The sequence below is a fragment of the Piscinibacter sp. genome (assembly GCF_050175855.1).
In the GTDB taxonomy this organism is placed as follows: Bacteria; Pseudomonadota; Gammaproteobacteria; order Burkholderiales; family Burkholderiaceae_C; genus Piscinibacter.
In genome coordinates this window covers 1-15,467 of record NZ_JBFXIO010000063.1, presented here as the reverse complement: position 1 = coordinate 15,467, position 15,467 = coordinate 1, and the positions used below count along the sequence as shown (strand labels likewise).

Here is a 15,467-nt window from a genome sequence, read left to right as displayed (position 1 = left end):
GAGTACCTGATGGCGCGCCACAAGGACGGGCTGCTCAAGACCGACTTCAAGAACCCGCTGGGCAAGGTCAGCTACCACATCCCCTGCCACGGCCGCGTGCAGAAGAACGGCAAGAAGACCGAGGAGATGCTCAAGCTGATCGGCGAGAAGGTCTCGGTGCAGCTCAACACGGTGGAGCGCTGCTCAGGCCACGCCGGCACCTACGGCGTGAAGAAGCCGTATCACGAGATCGCGATGAAGATCGGCAAGCCGGTGTTCAAGCAGATGGCCAAGGACGGGCCCGACTGGATCGGGTCCGATTGCCCGATGGCCGGCCACCACATCGCGCAGGGCATGGCCAACAACAGCCTGCCGGCGGCGAAGATCGCCCACCCGCTGACGCTGCTGCGCACCGCCTACGGTTTGTGAACCCCACGATGGAGACGAGCATGACCATCACCCGCGACAGCCTCCTTACGCTGGAGGCCTATTCCAAGATCCGCAAGAGCAGCAAGCCGGAGGTGATCGCCCACCGCCGGCTGCGCACGGTGCACCTCGGCGAGCACGTCAGCGTGCAGTTCGAGGACGAGAAGACCATCCGCCGGCAAATCCAGGAGATGCTGCACATCGAGAAGATCTTCGACGAGGAGGGCATCCAGAGCGAGATCGACGCCTACGCGCCGCTGGTGCCCGATGGCTCGAACTGGAAGGCAACGATGCTGATCGAGTACCCCGATCCGCACGAGCGCAAGCGCGAGCTGGCGCGGCTGATCGGCATCGAGGACCGCATGTTCGTCGAGGTCGAGGGACATGCGCGCATCTACGCCATCGCCGACGAGGACCTCGACCGCGAGAACGACGAGAAGACCTCGTCGGTGCACTTCCTGCGCTTCGAGTTTCCGGCCGCGGCGCGCGAGGCGGTGCGTGCCGGCGCGAGCGTCAAGCTCGGCTGCGACCACACCAACTATCCGGCGCACACCGTGATCGCGCCGGACACGCTGGCCTGCCTGGCCGGCGACCTGAAGTAGCGTTCCCGGCGACGCTTCAGGCCGCGGCGGGTGCCACCCGCCGCGTGCTCAACCAGCCATCGGCGCTGTACAGCAGCAGCGCCGTCCAGATCAGCCCGAAGCCGACCAGGCGCGCGCCGCCGAACGGCTCGTTGAACAGCCAGACGCCGAGCGCGAACTGGATCGACGGGCCGATGTACTGCAGCAGGCCCAGCGTGGTCATCGAGATGCGCCGCGCGCCGGCGGCGAACAGCAGCAGCGGCACGGCGGTGAGCGGGCCCACGCCGATCAGCCACAGGTTGGTGGCGAGGTCGGGCGCGGGAAAGCTCGTCGGCCCGCGGCCCCACCACAGCGCCAGCGCCACGAAGGCCGGCGGCGCGAGCAGCAGCGTCTCCAGCGTCAGGCCCTCGAGCGCACCCAGCGGCGCGATCTTGCGCAGCAGGCCGTAGGCGCCGAAGCTCGCCGCCAGCACCAGTGCGATCCACGGCAGCTGGCCAGTCTGCGCCGTCAGCCAGATCACGCCCAGCATGGCCAGCGCCAGGGCCGCCCACTGCAGCCGGCGCGGCCGCTCGTGCAGCACCGTATAGCCGAGCAGCACGTTGACCAGCGGGGTGATGAAGTAGCCCAGGCTGGCGTCGATCACGTGGCCGTTGTTGACGGCCCAGATGTAGGTCAGCCAGTTGCACGACAGCAGCAGCGCGCTGACCACGAAGGCCCCCAGCACCCTGGGCTGGCGCAGCGCCGGCGCCAGCCAGCCCCAGTGGCGGCGCCAGGCCAGCAGGCCCAGTACGAAGACCAGCGACCAGACGATGCGGTGCACCAGCACCTCGGGGGCGGCCACCGCGGCGAGGTGGCTGAAATACAGCGGGAACAGGCCCCACAGCACGTAGGCGGAGGCGGCGTAGAGGATTCCGGGAGGCATGAAGACAGGCGCGGCGCGCGCGGAAGGGAGCGGCATTGTCGCCGCGGTTCGCGCTTGATGCAGGACAAGCACCAAGGCCGCATCGGCTCGAAGAATGCGGCCTCGCAGAGCAGGAGGCACGATGTTCCAGATCCGCATCCACGGCCGCGGCGGGCAGGGCGTGGTCACCGGCGCCGAGATGCTGTCGATCGCCGCCTTCGAGCAGGGCCGCCACGCCCAGGCCTTCCCCAGCTTCGGCTCGGAGCGCACCGGCGCGCCGGTGGTGGCCTTCTGCCGCATCGACGACCGCGAGATCCGCCTGCGCGAGCCGGTGATGGCGCCCGACGCGCTGATCGTGCAGGACCCGACGCTGCTGCACCAGGTCGAGGTGTTCCAGGGCCTGCAGCCGGAGGGCTACGTGCTGATCAACTCGACCCGCAGCTTCGACGCACTCGGCGTCGGCGACTTCGTGCGCCGCTTCCGCCGTGAGCGCCTGGCCACCGTGCCGGCCAGCGAGATCGCGCAGCGGCACATCGGCCGGCCGCTGCCGAACGCGGCGCTGCTCGGCGGCTTCGCGGCGATCAGCGGGCTGATCTCCCTGGACGCCGTGGCGCATGCGATCCGCGACAAGTTCAGCGGCCGCGTCGCCGAAGCCAACGTGGCCGCCGCCGGCGAGGCCTTCGCCTACGTGCGCAAGGAGATCGAGGAGTTGTCCCATGCTGCGGCAGATTGAAGGCTCGCGCGCGGTGGCCGAAGCCGTGGCGCTGGCGCGCCCGCAGGTGATCTGCGCCTACCCGATCTCGCCGCAGACGCACATCGTCGAGGCGCTGGGCGAACTCGTGAAGACCGGAGCGCTGAGCCCCTGCGAGTTCGTCAACGTGGAAAGCGAGTTCGCGGCGATGAGCGTGGCCATCGGCGCCTCGGCGGCCGGGGCGCGCGCCTACACCGCCACCGCCAGTCAGGGCCTGCTGTTCATGGCCGAGTCGGTCTACAACGCCTCGGGCCTGGGACTGCCGATCGTGATGACGGTGGCCAACCGCGCCATCGGCGCGCCGATCAACATCTGGAACGACCACAGCGACGCGATGAGCCAGCGCGACTGCGGCTGGATCCAGCTCTTCGCCGAGACCAACCAGGAGGCTGCCGACCTGCACCTGCAGGCCTTCCGCCTCGCCGAGGAGGTGAGCCTGCCGGTGATGGTGTGCATGGACGGCTTCATCCTCACCCACGCCTACGAACGTGTCGACCTGCCGGAGCAGGCACAGGTCGATGCCTTCCTGCCGCCCTATGCACCGCGCCAGATGCTCGACCCGGCCGAACCGGTGAGCATCGGCGCGATGGTCGGGCCGGAGGCCTTCACCGAGGTGCGCTACCTGGCCCACGCGCGGCAGATGTGGGCGCTGGAGCGCATTCCGCAGATCGCCGCGGAGTTCCAGGCGATCTTCGGGCGCGACAGTGGCGGGCTGCTGCATACCTATCGCTGCGACGATGCGCACACCATCGTGGTGGCCCTCGGCTCGGTGCTGGGCACGATCAAGGACACGGTGGACGACCTGCGCGCGCAGGGCCACGCGATCGGCGTGCTCGGCATCACCTCGTTCCGCCCGTTCCCGCTGGCCGCGGTGCGCGAGGCGCTGCAGCACGCGCAGCGCGTGGTGGTGCTGGAGAAGAGCTTCTCGGTGGGGCTGGGCGGCATCGTCGCCAACGACGTGCGCAGCGCGCTCTCCGGCATCCGGCTGCACGGCCACACGGTGGTGGCCGGTCTGGGCGGCCGCGCAATCACGCAGGCCTCGCTCGAGCGGGTGTTCCTGCAGGCGATGCGCGACGAACTGGCGCCGCTGACCTTCCTCGACATGGACTGGGGCCTGGTCGAGCGCCAGCTCGAACGCGAGCGGCGCGGCGAGCGCAGCGGCCCGGCGGCCGAGGCGATGCTGCGCGAGGTCGGCGCGGTGGCGTCGCGTGTGCGATGAGGGGCGACGCATGAGCCACCAACCGGTCAAGTTCTACCAGACGGGCACCTTCACGGTGGGCAACCGGCTGCTCGCGCCCGAGCAGCGCAGCGTGCAGGCCAGCGCCGAGCGCAGCAACGCCATCAACTCCGGCCACCGCGCCTGCCAGGGCTGCGGCGAGGCGCTCGGCGCGCGCTACGCGGTCGACGCCGCGCTGCGTGCAAGCCAGGGCCGGCTGATCGCCGCCAACGCCACCGGATGCCTGGAGGTGTTCTCCACGCCGTACCCCGAGACCTCGTGGCAGCTGCCGTGGATCCACTCCCTCTTCGGCAACACCGCGGCGGTGGCCACCGGCATCGCCGCGGCGCTGAAGGTGCAGGGGCGCAGCGACGTGCGCGTGCTCGCGCAGGGTGGCGACGGCGGCACCACCGACATCGGCTTCGGCTGCCTGTCGGGCATGTTCGAGCGCAACGACGACGTGCTCTACGTCTGCTACGACAACGAGGCCTACATGAACACCGGCGTGCAGCGCTCGTCGGCCACGCCGCCGGCGGCGCGCACCGCCACCACGCCGGCGATGGGCGAGCGGCCGGGCAACGTGTTCGGCCAGGGCAAGAACCTGCCGAGGATCGCGATGGCGCACGGCATCCCCTACGTGGCCACGGCGACGGTCGCCGACCTGCACGACCTCGAGGCCAAGGTCGAGTGGGCGATGGGCCTGCACGGCGCCCGTTACCTGCACGTGCTGGTGCCGTGCCCGCTCGGCTGGGGCGCGGCCTCCCACGACACCGTGCGCCTGGCGCGGCTGGCGCAGCAGTCGGGGCTGTTCCCGGTGTTCGAGGCCGAGCACGGCGAGGTCACCGCGGTGGCGAAGATCCGCCGCCGGGTGCCGGTGGAGGAGTACCTGATGCCGCAGAAGCGCTTCGCCCACCTGTTCGCGCCGCAGCGCCGCGACGACGTCATCGCGAGACTGCAGGCCCAGGCCGATCGCCACATCCGCGAGTACGGCCTGCTCGATCCGGAAGGGGAGGTGGCATGACGATGCACAAGCCCTTCGCGATCACGCTGGACGTCGGCACTTCCCTGGCCAACAAGACCGGCAGCTGGCGATCCAGCCGGCCGGTCTATGTCGACCGGCTGCCGCCGTGCAATGCCACCTGCCCGGCCGGCGAGGACATCCAGGGCTGGCTGTACCACGCCGAGAGCGGCGACTACGAACGCGCCTGGCGCCACCTGACGCGCGACAACCCGTTCCCGGCGATCATGGGCCGCGTCTGCTACCACTCGTGCGAAGGCGCGTGCAACCGCGGCAAGCTCGATGCGCCGGTGGGCATCAATGCCGTCGAGCGCTTCCTCGGCGACGAGGCGTTGAAGCAGGGCTGGGCCTTCGATCCGCCGCCGGCCGACAGCGGCCGGCACGTGCTGGTCGTCGGCGCCGGGCCTTCGGGGCTGAGCGCCGCCTACCACCTGCGCCGGCTCGGCCACCGCGTCACGGTGATCGAAGCCGGCCCGAAGCCCGGCGGCATGATGCGTTTCGGCATCCCCAAGTACCGGCTGCCGCGCGAGGTGCTCGACGCGGAAGTGGCGCGCATCGTCGCGATGGGTGTGACGCTGCGCTGCGGCGAGAAGGTGGCCGACCTGCAGGCCACGATGGCGCGCGAAGGCGCCGATGCGGCCTTCCTTGCGGTCGGCGCACACCTCGCCAAGCGTGCCTTCATCCCGGCCGGCGACTCGGCGCGCGTGCTCGACGCGGTGTCGGTGCTGCGCAGCATGGAAGGCGAGGCACCGCCGCTGCTCGGCCGCCGCGTCGTGGTCTACGGCGGCGGCAACACCGCGATCGACGTGGCGCGCACCGCGCGGCGGCTCGGCGCCACCGAGGCGGTGATCGTCTACCGGCGCACCCGCGAGCGCATGCCGGCGCACGACTTCGAGGTGGAAGAGGCGCTGCAGGAAGGCGTGACGGTCAAGTGGCTGTCCACCATCCGCCATGCCGGCGACGGCGAGATCACCGTCGAGAAGATGATGCTCGACGACGCCGGCCAGCCGCAGCCCACCGGCGAGTTCGAGACCCTGCAGGCCGATTCGCTGGTGCTCGCGCTCGGCCAGGACGTCGACCTCTCGCTGCTCGACGGCGTGCCGGGGCTGGAGATCCGCGACGGCGTCGTGCAGGTTGACGCGCAGTTGATGACCGGCCACCCGGGAGTCTTCGCCGGTGGCGACATGGTGCCGGCCGAGCGCAACGTGACCGTCGCCGTGGGCCATGGCAAGAAGGCCGCCCGGCACATCGACGCCTGGCTGCGCGGAACGGCGGTGCCGGTGGTGCGCAAGCACGAGCCGGCCACCTTCGAGCGCCTGAACCCCTGGTACTACAGCGACGCGCCGGCCACCGTGCGGCCGCTGCTCGACCTGGCCCGCCGCCAGACCAGCTTCGACGAGGTGCAGGGCGGGCTCACCGAGGGCAACGCACTCTTCGAGGCACGCCGTTGCCTGTCGTGCGGCAACTGCTTCGAGTGCGACAACTGCTATGGCGTCTGCCCCGACAACGCGGTGATCAAGCTCGGGCCGGGGCAGCGCTTCGCCTTCAACTACGACTACTGCAAGGGCTGCGGCCTGTGCGCCGCCGAGTGCCCCTGCGGGGCGATCGACATGGTGGCCGAGACGATCTGACGGGCGGTTGTGGCGCCAGCGTCACAGACCATCCCCGCGCCCGTGGGGGAATGAGCGCGCGTGGGATGTCCTGTCACAAAGCGCTGCCCACAATGCCCGCAACGGTGCACCGCACCGCGTGCCGGAGACGCCGCCATGCCGCAGACCTTCAACGTCGGAGCCCGCTCCCTCTTCGTGACCACGGTCGCGTGGGTGTTCATCGCCCTGTCGCTGCTGGCGGTGGCCTCGGCGGTGGTGCAGAACGCCTCGGTGGCCTCGCTGCTGCCGGGCTGGCAGGCCAGCGGATCGCAGCGCGCGCTGCCGCTGCTGACCGGGCTGCTGATCGCCTACCTGCCCTGGGTGGTGGGCGCCGGGCTGGTGCTCTCGCTGGCCACGCTGGCCTCGGCGATCGGCCTGCTGATGCGCCTGGACTGGGCGCGCCGCGCCTTCATCGGCCTGCTGGCGCTGGCCATCGTCGCCAACCTGCTGGGCCTGTGGTTCCAGCACGAGGTGGTGCAGTCGGTGGTCGAGAGCACGCTCAGCCGCGCGCCGCTGCCCGAGCAGGCGCTCGGCGTGTTCGGCGGCTTCGTCACCGCGGCGCGTGCGATGGGCGTGGCGATGACGCTGCTGGCCTGCGTGCTGCTGGGCTGGATCATCCGCCGGCTGATGTCGGCCAGCGTGAAGCAGGAATTCGCCTGAACGGGCGGCGGACGGCTCAGGCCAGATCGCCGTCGACATAGAACCAGCGCCCGCTCTCGCGCACGAAGCGGCTGGTTTCCTGCAGCCGGTGGGCGCGCCCGCCGAGCTTGCTGCGCGCCACGAAGCTCACGGTGGCGTGGTCCTCGTCCTGGCGCTGGTGGCGGCGCACCTCCAGGCCCAGCCACTTCAGGCCGGGCGGATCGGGCTCCAGCGACGCCGGGCGCGTACTCGGGTGCCAGGTGGCCAGCAGGTAGTCGGCCAGGCCGAGCACGTAGGCGCTGTAGCGCGAGCGCATGAGCCGCTCGGCATCGGGCGCCTGCAGGTGCAGGGTGCCGGCGTGGAAGCGGCCGCAGCATTCGGCGTAGGCCGCACCGGAGCCGCAAGGGCATGCGGTGGTCATGCGAGCGGCAACTCCCAGGTCTCACCGACCAGATCCTGGCCGAAGCTGCGGTGCGCCTCGCTGCCGGTCAGTTGGTAGCCGGCCTGGCGGTAGATGCCGCGCGCAGCGGCCAGGTTGGCGTTGGTCCACAGCACGATGCGCCGGTAGCCGCGCTCGCGCGCGAACTGCTCGCACTGCGCGGTCAGGCGCTTGCCCAGGCCGAGGCCGCGCGCCGCCGGCTCGACGAGCAGCAGGCGCAGCTGCGCGGTGCCATCGAGCACGGCCTGGGTGGCGTCGTCGCGGGCCTGGACGAGCATCACGCTGCCCAGGTTGGCGCCACCGCGCTCGGCGATCCAGCAGGCTTCGCGTTCCGGGTCGAGGCGGTCGAGGAAATCGGCGCCGATGCGCGCCACCAGGGCCTCGAAGCGGCCGTCGAAGCCGTATTCCTGCGCGTACAGCGCACCGTGGCGCGAGATCACCCAGCCGATGTCGCCGGGGCGGTGGGGGCGCAGCAGGCAGTCGGCGGCGGCGTGGGTCATGGGCGCGTGAGATTGTGGGCGGCGGGAGGGTTGCGCCAAAGACTGTATAAAAATACAGTACTCTCATGGACGCCATGCCCGCCGCCCTCGCTCCGCAGGATCTGCACCCCGCGCTGTGGCTCGGCCACCAGCTCGGCCGTGCGCGCGACGACGGTGTGTCCAGCGGCTTCGCGGCGCTCGACGCCCAGCTGCCCGGCCGCGGCTGGCCGCGCCGCGCGCTCACCGAGCTGCTGCTGCCGCGCCCCGGCGTCGGCGAGATCCGCCTGCTCGCGCCCAGCCTGGCCGCCGCGCAGCGCAGCGGCCGGCTGGTGATGCTGTTCGATCCGCCGGCGCAGCTCTCGGCCTGGGCGCTGGCCCAGCTCGGGCTGGACGTCGGGCAACTGCTCGTCGTGCAGACGCGCCAGCGCCTGGCGCCGCAGGTGCTGCCCGGGGCCGACTCCCTCTGGGCCTTCGAGCAGGCGCTCAAGAGCGGTCATGTCGGCGCGCTGGTCGCCTGGCTGCCGCCGCGGCTGCGGGCCGAGCGGTTGCGCCGCCTGCAGCTGGCCGCGCAGGCGCACGACGGCGCCGCCTTCGTGATGCGCGAGCTGGCCGCCGCCGAGCGCCCGAGCGCCGCGCCGCTGCGCCTGTCGCTGCGCGCCGCCGGGCCCGATGCGCTGGCGCTGCACCTGCTCAAGCGCCGCGGCCCGCCACTGGAGACACCGATCACGCTGGAGCTGCCGCCGGTGCTGTCGGAGGCGGCCCACGCCCGCCGGCGCGTCGAGCGCATGGCGAGCGTGCCGTCGCTGGCGGTGGCCACCTTCGTCGACGTCGGCTGAGCGGTCGTGGCGCGCTTCTTCTCCTTCCTGCCGTGCTCTGGATCGCTCTGCACCTGCCGCTGCTCTCGCTGGAGGCTTTTGCCGCCACGCTCACGCAAGAGCAGGCAGGCGCGCCGCTGGCGCTGGTCGATGCGCACCACATCGCTGCCGCCAATGCCGCTGCCCGCGCCCTCGGCGTCGAGCCCGGACAGAAGCGAGCGACGGCGCTCGCGCTCGCGCCCGATTTGCTGATCGGCCAGGCCGATGCGGCGCGCGACGCCGCCGCGCTGGCCGCCGTCACCCACGCGGCGCTGGCCTTCACGCCCAGCGTGTGCGTGCAGCCGGCCCACGATCCGCAGCGCAGCGCCGACACCGTGCTGCTCGAGGTGCGCGCCAGCCTGCGCTATTTCGGCGGGCCGGCGAAGCTGCTGCAGCGGCTTCGCGAGGCGGTGACGCCGCTGGGCCACCGCATCCAGGCGGCCAGCGCGCCCACGCCGCTGGGCGCTGCGCTGCTTGCCCGCGGGCCGCAGCGCGTGCACGTGCAGGACAAGGTCGCGATGCAGCGCGCGCTCGATGTGCTGCCGGTCTGGCTGCTCGGCCCGGGCCGCGAGCACTGGGAGGCCTTGCAGGGCATGGGCCTGGCCACGCTGGCCGACCTGCGCCGCCTGCCGCGCGCCGGGCTGGCGCGGCGCTTCGGCACGGCGCTGCTGGCCGACCTCGACCGCGCCTACGGCGAGCGGCCCGATCCGCGCGTGCCGCTCACGCTGCCGCCGCGCTTTCACAGCCGGCTGGAGCTGTTCGCCCGCGCCGACAGCGCCGAGCAGGTGCTGCACGCCGCCGGCATGCTGCTGGCGCGCCTGTCGAGTTGGCTGGCCGCGCAGCACGCCTTCGTGCGCGGCTTTGCGCTGGCGATGCAGCACGAGCCGCGCTGGCGCAGCGACGCCCAGGTGCCGCCGCAGACCGTGCTGGAGGTGGCGCTGGCCGAGCCCTCGCGCGACCCGGCGCACCTGCAGGTGCTGCTGCGCGAGCGGCTGGCGCAGGTGCAGCTGCCGGCGCCGACGCTGGAGCTTCGCCTGGCCGCGCGCGAGATCGTGCCCGGCGAGGCGCCCAGCGGCGAGCTGTTTCCCAGTGCCGCCAGCGAGCGCGAGGGTCTGGTGCGGCTGGTCGAGCGGTTGCAGGCGCGGCTGGGCGCCGAGCGCGTGCAGACGCTGCAGCCGGTGCACGACCACCGCCCCGAGCGCGCCAGTGCGCTGCAGCCCGCGCAGCCGGCGCGCATCGGCCAGCCGCGCGCCACGGTCAGCGTGCCGGCCACGCCGGTGCGCCCGGTGTGGCTGCTGGCGCCGCCCGAGCCGTTGCCGGTGCGCGGCGGCCGGCCGCTGCTGGAGGGGCGCGAGCTGCAGCTGCTCAGCGGCCCCGAGCGCATCGAGGCCGGCTGGTGGGACCACGAGCTCGCCGAGCGCGACTATTTCATCGCCGAGGACGCCGAGGGCGCGCTGGTGTGGCTGTACCGCAGCCGCCTGCCCGAGTCACCGGGCGAGGTCGCCAGCGGCTGGTTCCTGCACGGCCGTTTCGCCTGAACTCTCTGGCTAGCGCGCCAGCAGCACCGGCACCGCCGCCACCAGCAGCGCCACGCCCGAGGCCGTGAGCAGCAGCAGTACGATGCGCCGGAAGGCCACTTCGCTGATGCCGATGTAGACGCGCATGCCGATCAGCGCGGGCAGCAGCATCGCCGGCAGCACCAGGGCCAGCGAAGGCAGCATGGCCGGCGTGACGATGCCCTGCCACAGGTAGGCGGCGAAGGTCACCGACAGCATCGCCAGGTTGAAGTTCTGGATCACGGCGCGCTGCGCATCCTTGTCGAAGCCGCGCAGCGTGCACCACAGCGTCGGGATCGCGCCGGTGAAGCCGCCCAGGCCACCCATCAGGCCGCCGGCCACGCCGGATGCCGCATCGCCCAGCCGCCCGCCGCGGGTGATGCGCGGCAGCCGCGGCGCCAGCAGCATCAGCGGGCACCAGGTGACCAGCAGGCCGCCGAGCAGGGCGCGGAACAGGGGCACGTCCAGCCGCGGCAGCAGCCACAGGCCCAAGGGCAGGCCAAGCAACCCGCCGGCCACGAAGGGTGCCAGGCGCGCGGCGTCGAAGCCTCGGCGCACCGTGAGTGCCGCCAGCACCTGCCCGGCCAGGGCGCCGGCCACGGCCAGCACCGCGGCCAGACGAGGCTCCAGCGCCCAGGCCCACACCGCCATCGCGGTGAGCCCGAAGCCGAAGCCCGACAGCCCCTGCACGAAGCCGGCCAGCGCAGCGCCGGCAATGATGACGACCAGTGACGGATCCAGCGGCGCGCCTCCCTACAATGCCGCGATTCTCAACCCAGGCTGCCTCATGCGAGTCGATCCCAGCATCTTCAAGGCCTACGACATCCGCGGCGTGGTCGGCAAGACCATCGACGAGAACATCGCCGAGCACCTCGGCCGTGCCTTCGGCAGCGAAGCCGTCGCCGCCGGCGAGCGCGCCGTGGCGGTGGGCCGCGATGGGCGGCTCTCGGGCCCCGGCCTGGTTGCCGCGCTGGTGCGCGGCCTGGCCTCGACCGGCCTGGACGTGGTCGACCTCGGCATGGTGACCACGCCGATGCTGTACTACGTGGCCGCCACGCGGGGCGAGCACGGCTGCCACAGCGGCATCCAGGTCACCGGCAGCCACAACCCGAAGGACTACAACGGCTTCAAGATGGTGCTGGCCGGCAAGGCCATCTACGGCGACGCCATCCAGGGCCTGCGCCAGCGCATCGAGCGCGAGGACTACGTGCGCAAGCCGGGCCGCTCGGCGGCGATGGACATCGTGCCGGAGTACACCGCGCGCATCACCGGCGACTGCAAGCTGGCGCGCAAGATGAAGATCGTCGTGGATTCCGGCAACGGCATTCCGGGGGCCTCCGCGCCGGCCATCCTGCGTGGCCTGGGCTGCGAGGTGATCGAGCTCTTCTCCGAGGTCGACGGCGACTTCCCCAACCACCATCCCGACCCGAGCAAGCCGGAGAACCTGGCCGACCTGATCCGCACGGTCAAGGCCACCGGCGCCGAACTCGGCCTGGCCTTCGACGGCGACGGCGACCGGCTCGGCGTCGTCACCGTCGACGGCCACGTCATCTACCCCGACCGACAGCTGATGCTGCTGGCGCAGGACGTGCTGAGCCGCAACCCGGGCGCCAGCGTGATCTTCGACGTCAAGTGCACGCAGCGCCTGGCGCCGGCGATTCGCGCCGCCGGCGGCGTGCCGCTGATGTGGAAGACCGGCCATTCGCTGATCAAGGCCAAGATGCGCGAGATCGGCGCGCCGATCGCCGGCGAGATGAGTGGCCACATCTTCTTCGGAGAGCGCTGGTACGGCTTCGACGACGCCACCTACACCGCGGCGCGGCTGCTCGAGATCCTGTCGCGCTCGAAGAACCCGAGCGCCGTGCTCGATGCGCTGCCCACCAGCCACAGCACGCCCGAGCTCAACGTGCCCTGCGCCGAGGGCGAGCCGAAGCAGGTCGTGCAGCGGCTGCTCGAGACGGCGAAGTTCCCGGGGGCGAAGGAAGTCGTCACCATCGACGGCCTGCGCGTCGAGTACGACGACGGCTTCGGCCTGGTGCGCAGCTCCAACACCACGCCCGTACTGGTGCTGCGCTTCGAGGGCCACACGCCGCAGGCGTTGCACCGCATCGAGGCGGCGATGATGGACGCGCTGCGCGCCGTCAAGCCCGACGCCACCTTCGCCGCCGCGGCGCACTGAACGGGCGGGCGCGTTTGAAGATCCTCATCGTCAAGCTGTCGTCGCTGGGCGACGTGGTGCATGCCATGCCGGCGGTGCAGGACATCCGCACCGCGCATCCCGACGCGGTGATCGACTGGGTGGTCGAACCGGCCTTCGCGCCGCTGGTGCGCCGCGTGGCCGGCGTGCGCCGCGTCATCGAGTGCGCGATGCGGCGCTGGCGCAATGCCTGGTGGGCGGGCAGCACCCGCGCCGAGTGGCGCGCCTTCAAGGCGCAGCTGCAGGAAGAGCAGTACGACGCGGTGATCGACCTGCAGGGTCTGACCAAGTCGGCCATCGTCGCCAAGCTGGCCCGCGGCAAGCGCTTCGGCCTGGCCAACCAGACCGAGGGGTCGAGCTACGAGGCGCCGGCGGGCTGGCTGGTCGACCACGCCATCCGCATCGAGCCGCACATCCATGCGATGGACCGCTCGCGCGTGCTGGTCGGCGCGGTGCTCGGCAAGCCGGTGGAAGGGCCGCCGCGCTACGGCCTGCATGCCAGCAAGCGGGTATTCCGCTCGGCCACGCCGACGGTAGCCTTCGTGCACGGCACCTCGCGCGACGACAAGCTCTGGCCCGTGCAGCACTGGGTGCAGCTCGGCAAGCGCGTCATCGAGGCTGGCTGGCGCATCGGCCTGCCGCAGGGCAACGAGCTGGAGCACACGCGCGCCGAGCTGATCGCCGCCGGGTTGCAGTACGAGAAGGCTTTCCACGTCGAGGTCTGGCCCACGCTCTCGCTCGACGCCGTGCTCGACCGCCTGGCCCTCACCCAGGGCGTGATCGGCGTGGACAGCGGCCTGAGCCACATCGCCGTGGCGCTCGACCTGCCGCACGTGCAGCTCTACAACTTCCCGACCGCCTGGCGCACCGGCCCGCAGGCCGCCCATGGCCACCGCCACCAGGTGGCGCTCGAGGGCCGGCCGACGCCGACCGTGCAGGCCACCTGGCTGGCCTGGAGCGACGTGCTGGTCGCCGCCTCGTGACCCTGCCGGCGCGCGCGCTGTACTCGAGCCTGCTCTGGCTGGCGCAGCCGCTGTACCTGCTGAGACTGTGGTGGCGAGGCCGTGCCGAGCCCGCTTACCGCGAGGCGATGGGCGAGCGGCTCGGCCATTACCGCGAGGAGCCTTCGTCGGGCTGGCTGTGGGTGCACGCGGTCTCGCTGGGCGAGACCCGCGCGGCGGCGGCGCTGATCGCCGCGCTGCGCGAGCGCCGGCCCGGCGCGCGGCTGCTTCTCACCCACGGCACGGCCACCGGTCGCGAGGCCGGGCGCGAACTCCTGCACGAGGGCGACCGCCAGACCTGGTTGCCGTTCGACACCCGTGGCGCGGTGCAGCGCTTCGTGGCGCACTTCCGTCCCGCGGTCGGCGTGCTGATGGAAACCGAGATCTGGCCGAACCTGCTTCCGCAGGCGAAAGGGCAGGGCGTGCCGCTGGTGCTGGCCAATGCGCGCCTGTCGGAGAAGAGCCAGCGGCAGGGCGAGCGCTATGCCTCGCTGATCGGCCCGGCGGTGCGGGCGCTCGACCTTGCGCTCGCGCAGACCGAGGCCGATGCCCGGCGGCTGCGCGACTCCGGCGTGCCGCGGGTGCAGGTCTGCGGCAACCTGAAGTACGACATGACCCCCGACGCGGCGCTGGTGGCGCGCGGCCAGGCCTGGCGTGCCGCCGTGGGGCGTCCGGTGCTGCTGTTCGCCGTCTCTCGCGAAGGCGAGGAGGCCCCGCTGCTCGGCGCCTGGTCGCAGCGCCGGCAGCGTCAGCCCGGCCGTCCGCTCTGGTGATCGTGCCGCGCCATCCGCAGCGCTTCGACGAGGTGGCCGCACTGATGCGCGCCTCCGGCCTGTCGATCGCCCGGCGCAGCGAGTGGGGCGAGACGCCGCACCCGGCCGATCTCGACGCCGATGCCTGGCTGGGCGACTCGATGCGCGAGATGCCGCTGTACTACGGCCTGGCGCAGGTGGCGCTGCTCGGCGGCAGCTTCGCGCCCCTGGGCGGGCAGAACCTGATCGAGGCGGCCGCCTGCGGCTGCCCGGTGGTGATGGGCCCGCACACCTTCAACTTCGCCGAAGCGGCCGAACTCGCGGCCCAGGCCGAGGCCGCGCAGCGCGTCGACGGCATCGCGGCCGGGCTGGACGCCGCGCTGTCACTGCTGGGCGACGCGCCCGCCCTGGGCGAGGCGGGCCGGCGCGCGCGCGAGTTCGCCGCCGCGCACCGCGGCGCCGCGCAGCGCATGGCCGAGGCCATCACCACGCTCTGGCCTGAGGTACAAAGCGGGGGCGAGACGCACTGACCGCCTTCGAACGAGAGACCCCGACCATGCCCGCCATCCTCGTCCTCAACGGCCCCAACCTCAACCTGCTCGGCACGCGCGAGCCCGCCACCTACGGCAGCACCACGCTGGCCGACGTCGAGCGGATGTGCGCCGAGCGCGCACGCGAGCTGGGCCACACGGTGGATTTCCGCCAGTCCAACCACGAGGGCGTGCTCATCGACGCCATCCACGAGGCCGGCCGCGGATTCAAGGACGGCGCGGTGATCGGCGTCGTCTTCAACGCCGGCGCCTACACCCACACCTCGATCGCGCTGCACGACGCGGTGCGTTCGGTCGAGGTGCCGGTGGTCGAGGTGCACATCAGCAACGTGCACGCGCGCGAGAGCTTCCGGCACCACTCGTGGCTGTCGCCGGTGGCCGCCGGCATCATCGTCGGCGTCGGTGTCGACGGCTACGTGATGGCCATCGAGGCGCTGGCGCGGCGTGCCTCGCGCTGAGTCCAGTACTTGTCGAAGAA

18 protein-coding genes are annotated in these 15,467 nt (G+C 72.2%); 14 read left to right on the top strand and 4 right to left on the bottom strand.

The features are described from left to right. Together AB7U92_RS07310 and AB7U92_RS07305 are read left to right on the top strand one after the other, a co-directional pair. Positions 1–408, top strand: a 408-nt coding sequence (locus AB7U92_RS07310) for a heterodisulfide reductase-related iron-sulfur binding cluster (RefSeq protein WP_428575517.1), incomplete at its 5' end; no start/stop codon positions are given. A 20-nt stretch (positions 409–428) separates the two neighbouring features. Next, complete coding sequence (locus AB7U92_RS07305) at positions 429–1,007, top strand: DUF3501 family protein (RefSeq protein WP_428575516.1); 579 nt, start codon at positions 429–431, stop codon at positions 1,005–1,007. Between the two features lie 16 nt (positions 1,008–1,023). Here AB7U92_RS07305 and rarD read toward each other — a convergent pair whose 3' ends face one another. Further along, positions 1,024–1,908 carry an EamA family transporter RarD gene (gene rarD, locus AB7U92_RS07300; protein WP_428575515.1) on the bottom strand — a complete coding sequence of 295 codons (885 nt, stop codon included), beginning with the start codon at positions 1,906–1,908 and terminating at the stop codon, positions 1,024–1,026. A gap of 121 nt (positions 1,909–2,029) precedes the next feature. Here rarD and AB7U92_RS07295 point away from each other — a divergent pair, with 121 nt between their 5' ends. The 5 genes from AB7U92_RS07295 (at position 2,030) to AB7U92_RS07275 (ending at position 7,181) form a co-directional block, all read left to right on the top strand. Next, on the top strand, positions 2,030–2,620 hold the full coding sequence (locus AB7U92_RS07295) for a 2-oxoacid:acceptor oxidoreductase family protein (protein WP_428575514.1): 591 nt from the start codon (positions 2,030–2,032) through the stop codon (positions 2,618–2,620). Further along, a complete protein-coding gene (locus AB7U92_RS07290) occupies positions 2,604–3,857 on the top strand; it encodes a transketolase C-terminal domain-containing protein (protein ID WP_428575513.1) in 1,254 nt (417 codons plus the stop codon). The genes AB7U92_RS07295 and AB7U92_RS07290 overlap by 17 nt, the downstream gene beginning before the upstream one ends. 10 nt (positions 3,858–3,867) lie before the next feature. Further along, a complete protein-coding gene (locus tag AB7U92_RS07285) occupies positions 3,868–4,875 on the top strand; it encodes a thiamine pyrophosphate-dependent enzyme (protein WP_428575512.1) in 1,008 nt (335 codons plus the stop codon). 2 nt (positions 4,876–4,877) lie between these two features. Continuing rightward, positions 4,878–6,503 (top strand): NAD(P)-binding protein, encoded by a 1,626-nt coding sequence (locus tag AB7U92_RS07280; protein ID WP_428575519.1) that lies wholly within the window; start codon positions 4,878–4,880, stop codon positions 6,501–6,503. Between the two features lie 135 nt (positions 6,504–6,638). Then, on the top strand, positions 6,639–7,181 hold the full coding sequence (locus AB7U92_RS07275) for a hypothetical protein (RefSeq protein ID WP_428575511.1): 543 nt from the start codon (positions 6,639–6,641) through the stop codon (positions 7,179–7,181). Between the two features lie 16 nt (positions 7,182–7,197). On the opposite strand, the gene AB7U92_RS07270 is transcribed toward AB7U92_RS07275, so the two are convergent. Continuing rightward, positions 7,198–7,581 carry a YchJ family protein gene (locus AB7U92_RS07270; RefSeq protein WP_428575510.1) on the bottom strand — a complete coding sequence of 128 codons (384 nt, stop codon included), beginning with the start codon at positions 7,579–7,581 and terminating at the stop codon, positions 7,198–7,200. Further along, complete coding sequence (locus AB7U92_RS07265) at positions 7,578–8,099, bottom strand: GNAT family N-acetyltransferase (protein WP_428575509.1); 522 nt, start codon at positions 8,097–8,099, stop codon at positions 7,578–7,580. The genes AB7U92_RS07270 and AB7U92_RS07265 overlap by 4 nt, the downstream gene beginning before the upstream one ends. Before the next feature lie 65 nt (positions 8,100–8,164). On the opposite strand from AB7U92_RS07265, the gene imuA reads away from it, so the two are divergent. Continuing rightward, positions 8,165–8,914 carry a translesion DNA synthesis-associated protein ImuA gene (gene imuA / locus AB7U92_RS07260; RefSeq protein WP_428575508.1) on the top strand — a complete coding sequence of 250 codons (750 nt, stop codon included), beginning with the start codon at positions 8,165–8,167 and terminating at the stop codon, positions 8,912–8,914. Between the two features lie 32 nt (positions 8,915–8,946). Beyond that, the gene (locus AB7U92_RS07255) at positions 8,947–10,470 is read left to right on the top strand and encodes a Y-family DNA polymerase (RefSeq protein WP_428575507.1); all 1,524 of its coding nucleotides are present in this window, start codon (positions 8,947–8,949) and stop codon (positions 10,468–10,470) included. 9 nt (positions 10,471–10,479) lie between these two features. On the opposite strand, the gene AB7U92_RS07250 is transcribed toward AB7U92_RS07255, so the two are convergent. After that, a complete protein-coding gene (locus AB7U92_RS07250; RefSeq protein ID WP_428575518.1) occupies positions 10,480–11,229 on the bottom strand; it encodes a sulfite exporter TauE/SafE family protein in 750 nt (249 codons plus the stop codon). 46 nt (positions 11,230–11,275) lie between these two features. Here AB7U92_RS07250 and AB7U92_RS07245 point away from each other — a divergent pair, with 46 nt between their 5' ends. Genes AB7U92_RS07245 through aroQ form a run of 5 tightly spaced genes read left to right on the top strand, consistent with a single transcriptional unit; the run spans position 11,276 to position 15,447 of the window. Then, positions 11,276–12,667, top strand: coding sequence for a phosphomannomutase/phosphoglucomutase (locus AB7U92_RS07245; protein WP_428575506.1), 1,392 nt, complete (start codon positions 11,276–11,278; stop codon positions 12,665–12,667). Positions 12,668–12,681: 14 nt separating this feature from the next. Beyond that, the gene (gene waaC, locus AB7U92_RS07240) at positions 12,682–13,668 is read left to right on the top strand and encodes a lipopolysaccharide heptosyltransferase I (protein WP_428575505.1); all 987 of its coding nucleotides are present in this window, start codon (positions 12,682–12,684) and stop codon (positions 13,666–13,668) included. Continuing rightward, a complete protein-coding gene (locus tag AB7U92_RS07235) occupies positions 13,665–14,459 on the top strand; it encodes a 3-deoxy-D-manno-octulosonic acid transferase (RefSeq protein WP_428575504.1) in 795 nt (264 codons plus the stop codon). The genes waaC and AB7U92_RS07235 overlap by 4 nt, the downstream gene beginning before the upstream one ends. Next, complete coding sequence (locus tag AB7U92_RS07230) at positions 14,456–14,968, top strand: 3-deoxy-D-manno-octulosonic acid transferase (RefSeq protein ID WP_428575503.1); 513 nt, start codon at positions 14,456–14,458, stop codon at positions 14,966–14,968. The genes AB7U92_RS07235 and AB7U92_RS07230 overlap by 4 nt, the downstream gene beginning before the upstream one ends. Positions 14,969–14,994: 26 nt before the next feature. Next, on the top strand, positions 14,995–15,447 hold the full coding sequence (aroQ, locus tag AB7U92_RS07225) for a type II 3-dehydroquinate dehydratase (RefSeq protein WP_428575502.1): 453 nt from the start codon (positions 14,995–14,997) through the stop codon (positions 15,445–15,447). Positions 15,448–15,467 lie beyond the last annotated feature (20 nt).

Excerpts from the sequence above, each read along its gene's own strand:
- AB7U92_RS07245 (WP_428575506.1), top strand. The coding sequence starts at position 11,276 with ATGCGAGTCGATCCCAGCATCTTCAAGGCCTACGACATCCGCGGCGTG.
- AB7U92_RS07270 (WP_428575510.1), bottom strand. The coding sequence starts at position 7,581 with ATGACCACCGCATGCCCTTGCGGCTCCGGTGCGGCCTACGCCGAATGC.
- AB7U92_RS07305 (WP_428575516.1), top strand. The coding sequence starts at position 429 with ATGACCATCACCCGCGACAGCCTCCTTACGCTGGAGGCCTATTCCAAG.
- rarD (WP_428575515.1), bottom strand. The coding sequence starts at position 1,908 with ATGCCTCCCGGAATCCTCTACGCCGCCTCCGCCTACGTGCTGTGGGGC.
- AB7U92_RS07285 (WP_428575512.1), top strand. The coding sequence starts at position 3,868 with ATGAGCCACCAACCGGTCAAGTTCTACCAGACGGGCACCTTCACGGTG.
- AB7U92_RS07275 (WP_428575511.1), top strand. The coding sequence starts at position 6,639 with ATGCCGCAGACCTTCAACGTCGGAGCCCGCTCCCTCTTCGTGACCACG.
- AB7U92_RS07295 (WP_428575514.1), top strand. The coding sequence starts at position 2,030 with ATGTTCCAGATCCGCATCCACGGCCGCGGCGGGCAGGGCGTGGTCACC.
- imuA (WP_428575508.1), top strand. The coding sequence starts at position 8,165 with ATGGACGCCATGCCCGCCGCCCTCGCTCCGCAGGATCTGCACCCCGCG.
- AB7U92_RS07290 (WP_428575513.1), top strand. The coding sequence starts at position 2,604 with ATGCTGCGGCAGATTGAAGGCTCGCGCGCGGTGGCCGAAGCCGTGGCG.
- AB7U92_RS07280 (WP_428575519.1), top strand. The coding sequence starts at position 4,878 with ATGCACAAGCCCTTCGCGATCACGCTGGACGTCGGCACTTCCCTGGCC.
- aroQ (WP_428575502.1), top strand. The coding sequence starts at position 14,995 with ATGCCCGCCATCCTCGTCCTCAACGGCCCCAACCTCAACCTGCTCGGC.
- AB7U92_RS07265 (WP_428575509.1), bottom strand. The coding sequence starts at position 8,099 with ATGACCCACGCCGCCGCCGACTGCCTGCTGCGCCCCCACCGCCCCGGC.